The sequence below is a fragment of the Mesorhizobium sp. M7A.F.Ca.ET.027.03.2.1 genome, from assembly GCF_003999175.1.
GTDB lineage: Bacteria > Pseudomonadota > Alphaproteobacteria > Rhizobiales > Rhizobiaceae > Mesorhizobium.
In genome coordinates this window covers 1-4,730 of record NZ_RZOM01000444.1, presented here as the reverse complement: position 1 = coordinate 4,730, position 4,730 = coordinate 1, and the positions used below count along the sequence as shown (strand labels likewise).

The 4,730-nt window shown below is 58.2% G+C and carries 4 protein-coding genes and 3 pseudogenes; all 7 read right to left on the bottom strand.

Going from position 1 to position 4,730, the window contains the following annotated elements; genetic code table 11:
• Nucleotides 1–181: pseudogene (locus tag EN750_RS19295) on the bottom strand (hypothetical protein); the annotation flags it as partial.
• Nucleotides 182–505: 324 nt separating this feature from the next.
• Nucleotides 506–1,663 carry a TlpA disulfide reductase family protein gene (locus EN750_RS19290; RefSeq protein ID WP_126080608.1) on the bottom strand — a complete coding sequence of 386 codons (1,158 nt, stop codon included), beginning with the start codon at nucleotides 1,661–1,663 and terminating at the stop codon, nucleotides 506–508.
• Between the two features lie 597 nt (nucleotides 1,664–2,260).
• Nucleotides 2,261–3,274, bottom strand: a complete 1,014-nt coding sequence (locus EN750_RS19285; protein WP_024505903.1) for a 1-aminocyclopropane-1-carboxylate deaminase — start codon at nucleotides 3,272–3,274, stop codon at nucleotides 2,261–2,263.
• Nucleotides 3,275–3,510: 236 nt separating this feature from the next.
• Nucleotides 3,511–3,702 (bottom strand): exopolysaccharide production repressor protein, encoded by a 192-nt coding sequence (locus EN750_RS19280; protein ID WP_127394248.1) that lies wholly within the window; start codon nucleotides 3,700–3,702, stop codon nucleotides 3,511–3,513.
• 80 nt (nucleotides 3,703–3,782) lie between these two features.
• A pseudogene (gene fdxB, locus EN750_RS19275) lies at nucleotides 3,783–4,099 on the bottom strand (ferredoxin III, nif-specific).
• On the bottom strand, nucleotides 4,096–4,299 hold the full coding sequence (locus EN750_RS19270) for a CCE_0567 family metalloprotein (protein WP_063169367.1): 204 nt from the start codon (nucleotides 4,297–4,299) through the stop codon (nucleotides 4,096–4,098). The pseudogene fdxB and the gene EN750_RS19270 overlap by 4 nt, the downstream one beginning before the upstream one ends.
• A 46-nt stretch (nucleotides 4,300–4,345) precedes the next feature.
• Nucleotides 4,346–4,730, bottom strand: a pseudogene (locus EN750_RS19265) (DUF269 domain-containing protein); the annotation flags it as partial.

Here is a 4,730-nt window from a genome sequence, read left to right as displayed (position 1 = left end):
GTTGCTGTTGCTTGGTGATGATGAACTCGGCCAGCAGCTCGGCATCCGAATGGCCTTCCCATAAGCCGAAGGAATCCTGAGTACGAATGAGCCGCAGGAGGCATTTGACGAACGGGGAAGCAAGGGCTTCTTCGTCATTGTTGACAGCAGGGCCAACCGGAGGAATTTCGTTGTTCGTCATTTCAGTCTTCGTCTTCGAGGTACGATTTCCTTTTCCTGCGATGCCCACTCCGGGTCCGCTTGCGTGGCCGACGAATGGCTTGGGCGGGCCAACCCCAAGAGTGCCCCGTGGCCGACCTCGACATGTCCACGAGTGCGAGACCTGCGGCGCGAATTCGCGGCGCACATCGTCTGCGCCGCGATCCGACCGGTGGTCAACGCAATTGAAATCCAACCTGCCGCAAGCCGCCGCCCTGCTGCATCGACATACTTGCTGCGAAGAGAGCTTCGATGGGCGGATTGGCCAGTGTTCAATTCCAATTGTCAGTCCCTTCGCGATTCTTGCTCAGGAAGTGACTGCGTTTTGAGTTTCGGGTGCCTTCTTTTGCGGAGCCACACAAAGATCCGCGTGACAGGCAGGCTCACCCGTGTAGTTGGCCAGTGCTTCGAGCAATGGGGTAAGATAGTACTGTTTGGTGTGGTCCGGAATTGGCCCCAGCCGGTCCACCGATTTCAGTGCCACCTCGATCAACTCGATTGCGCGATCTTTGTTGCCGCTCTCGTAATAATACTGAGCTACCGGGAGGTACCGGCGGTATTTAAACGGGCCATCGCCGTTCGGGGGATTGAGTGCCAGTATCTGTTCCGAGAGCTCGTTGCCCATCGCAAAGCGCTCCGCGCGCGGAAGATGGGAATTGTCCATCGTGGGATCGAAGAGTTGGTTGAGGGCCAAGGCCATCCACGACACCGCGTCGGACGTTTTGTCGATCGCGTCCTCGACCAATTCTCGCATGACCGGCATGCCGGTCTTGATGTCGCGCAGCTTGTGAAGCAGAAGATCCGCATGAATCTGCCGAAAATCAAAAGAGTCTGGCATCAAGGCGAGGCCTTCTTCGATGGCCAAGAGCGCCGCCGTCCAATTCTCGGCCTGCATCGCCGGCTCAAGTTTGGCGTATATCGGCCCGGTAAGCGACATTTCGCGCGCTGCAAGTTGGTTATGCGCGATGCGCTTTGCATCGGCGGCTTTCGCTTCATAGCTGCTGCGCCAGCTGCCGTTAAGGACTTTCGGCAAAACGTCATCGAGTTCCGCCGGGTGGCCGATAAAAGCGATGTGGCCGTCGCGGTCGACCACGAACGAGGTGGGAATCCCAATCGAAGAGCTGGGATCCATCCAGAGCTTGTTCATTTCGCCAATGTAATCGAACCCGATACGATAATTCAGATTCGGGAACTTCTCGGTCAGCCAGGCATCCACGTTGGTCCGCGCCTCGTCTGCGGTAGGACCCTGTTCGCAGGCGGCAACTCCGACCGCCTCAAATCCGCTGCCTTCATATTTCTCCTGCAGTTCGATCAAATGGGGCATGGCGTCGACACATGGTCCGCACCAAGTCGCCCAAAACTCAACGAGGTAGACCTTGCCGGGCCGAAAGTTCGTGAGGGGCTCGCCACGCAGCCAGTTCTCCACTTTGATCGCAGGAGCCGGGGACCCCATACGCAGTTCCATCTTGGTGTCCAAAGTCATTCCACACCTTTCGTCTCTTTTGTCGCGGAATATTTTCCCGTCAAAATCGGACACGGTCTCGAGGGCATCGCTCCCTCTGGCTTGCTTCAGCGAAGCTCTCACCGTGTTGCCGCACATCAAGCTGCAACGGAGGTGCCAATTCCCTCAGCTCCGGTAAGCGGCGGGAAATGCTTTGAAATTCTCCACGAGGCTAAATGCGGCCGATTGTCGTGAACCCGACATGTCTTCTGCCGCTGTCGGGTTTCGCCCTATCTCTTGAGAGCTTGGACGGCTCGCCTGTGATTAGACTGGCCTCGGTCCTCGAGCAGTGGCAGTTTGGCGCCAGTTCGAAAGCGCGAACTCGCCGGCTTGGTCCTCGTGCCGCCACCGCCGCGTGTGGATTCTTGCCCCGGAGTCAAAATTCGCCTCGCGGTTGCCAACGGCGGCATGCGCTCAATGCGCGTGGCGTTGAGCCCCGACAGCACGTAATGGTACCAATTAGTGGATGCCCGTCGCTGCCTCCACTTCTCCAGCCAAGCGCTCGAACGACGCTACCTACCCACGTTCGAGCGCGACCGCGGAATCGCAGACTGCCGAACGTCAGCCGTTGCGAAAGGTGTAGCCGTACCCGTTGATCGCCGGCGCGCCGCCTAGATGTGCGTAGAGGACCCTCGATCCCTGTGGAAAGAAGCCCCTCTGGACGAGGTCGATCATCCCTTGCATCGATTTGCCCTCGTAAACGGGGTCCGTAATCATGCCCTCGAGCCGCGCGCACAAACGGATTGCCTCTTTGGTTTCCTCCGATGGAACGCCATAACCCGGGTACGCGTAGTCCATGAACAACACCACGTCTGCCTCGACAATTTCCGCTCCGAGGTGGACGAGCTTCGCTGTATTTTGGGCGATGCCGAGCACCTGCGCCTTGGTCTTGGCGGGCATGGCGGAGGCATCGATACCGATCACGTTGCGCTGTCGACCATCCTTGGCGAACCCGACGAGCATGCCGCCGTGGGTTGAACCAGTCACCGTACAGACGACGATATAGTCGAAGGCAAACCCAAGCTGCTCTTCCTGGGCACGCACCTCCTCAGCGAACCCCACATAGCCCAGGCCGCCGTATTTGTGGACAGAGGCGCCGGCAGGTATCGCATATGGCCTGCCGCCCCTTGCCTTGACTTCATAAAGTGCCTTTTCCCAGCTGCGGCGGATGCCGATGTCAAAGCCCTCGTCAACCAGGCGCACCTCTGCCCCCATGATGCGGCTCAAGAGGATATTGCCGACCCGGTCGTAGACAGCATCATCATGTGGGACCCAGCTCTCCTGGACCAGGAGGCATTTCATGCCGATCTTGGCGGCGACCGCAGCGACCATGCGCGTATGGTTGGACTGCACGCCACCGATTGTGACGAGCGTATCGGCATCTGACGCGATCGCGTCGGGCACAATGTATTCGAGCTTGCGCAGCTTGTTTCCGCCGAACGCGAGACCGGAGTTGCAGTCCTCGCGTTTGACGTAGATTTCCACCTTGTCGCCCAGATGCTTGCCGAGGCGGTCGAGCCTCTCGATCGGCGTGGGTCCAAAGGTGAGCGGATAACGTTCGAATTTTTCCAGCATGCTATCTCCAGCAAAAAAGTACCTGAACCGGCTACGCACCGGTCAGCCCAGGGGTATGGTCGCGTGTTAGCCGAACACAGATTCCCTATACGATCAGCTCAGTCATCAGAGGGTGACCAAAATTGGTGTGGGTCTGAGCACTGATCCTGTCATCCGCGCATCAAAGCAGCAGCACATGCTGGGCATTCGACCAAGCCGGGACACAGCTGAAAATTGCATTCCGCAGTTGATCAGAGTCAGACGACTGGTACCCGAGCTTTCCTGTAACCATCGGCATGCTGGCCCCTGTGGCGAGTTCCACGAGCGCGGCTAGAGGACTGCCAGATCAGAAAGAGCACGCGGCCGAAGGAGCCGGCCTGAAGCAGCAGCGAACAGGCCAGCGTCGTGACGACTGCCACACGGAGCGAATCCAAAGCGAAGTAAACCATCGACGCATTGCTGCACAGGACCAGCCCCACGAGCCGACAAAAAGATGAAGTGCAACGCCGTTCTCCTGGTTTTCGCCAGATCATGTTGCGAGCTGGTCGGCCGCAACATGCGTCTGGCAGTTCTTGGGGCAGACGCGGCCGCAGGCTCCGCAGCCTATGCAGCGGCCGGCATCTTCGACAACCATGATCATGCGATTGAGCTTGCCGTCGAAATCGTCGTCCTCGTCATCGCAGGGGCCGAGGATTTCACCCGCATCATCAACGCCGTGAAGATGCATCACATCGCGCGAGCAGACCTTGAAACAACGGCAGCAGCCGATGCAGGTTTGCTATCGATGGAGGTCAGGTACGACGGCATCCAAATGGAGCCGTCACGGGTGGTGAATGTGCGCATCATCCTAAATTCTTCATTGAAGCGAGTTCTCTCTTGGCAACATCCAACTCGGCATAAACGGCTTGGGTTTTCTCGGCGACTTCCTGTATGTCGGCCCACTTGCCCGGCAGACCCTCGACAAGGTCCTGCAATGCCATCTTGGCAATAGCTGCACGCAACTGGAGCTTTCGGACTTTCTTCCTCATCTTATCTAGGTCTGACATAGATCCTTTCTGGAACAATGGTTTCGTTGATGCGCTCCATCTCGGGCTAGGCTTCAATGGCTGCAGTCGCATCGTCGACCAGTTTCGTACCGGCCTCAGCAAGTTTGCGGAAAGTCTCGAAGCCGAACCGGTGGACGTCTCGACAGAACGCCCAACCGCCGGAAGCCCCCACGGGTTTCATTCCAATTATTGGCGACGTCGACACGCCGGAGCGCTCCTCGATCGCAAGCGCTACGGCGGTGTAAAACATGTCGAGCCTCCACAGCGCGTCAGGATCGAGGATCGCCGCCAAAGGGTACCGCACGTTGCTGTTGCTTGGTGATGATGAACTCGGCCAGCAGCTCGGCATCCGAATGGCCTTCCCATAAGCCGAAGGAATCCTGAGTACGAATGAGCCGCAGGAGGCATTTGACGAACGGGGAAGCAAGGGC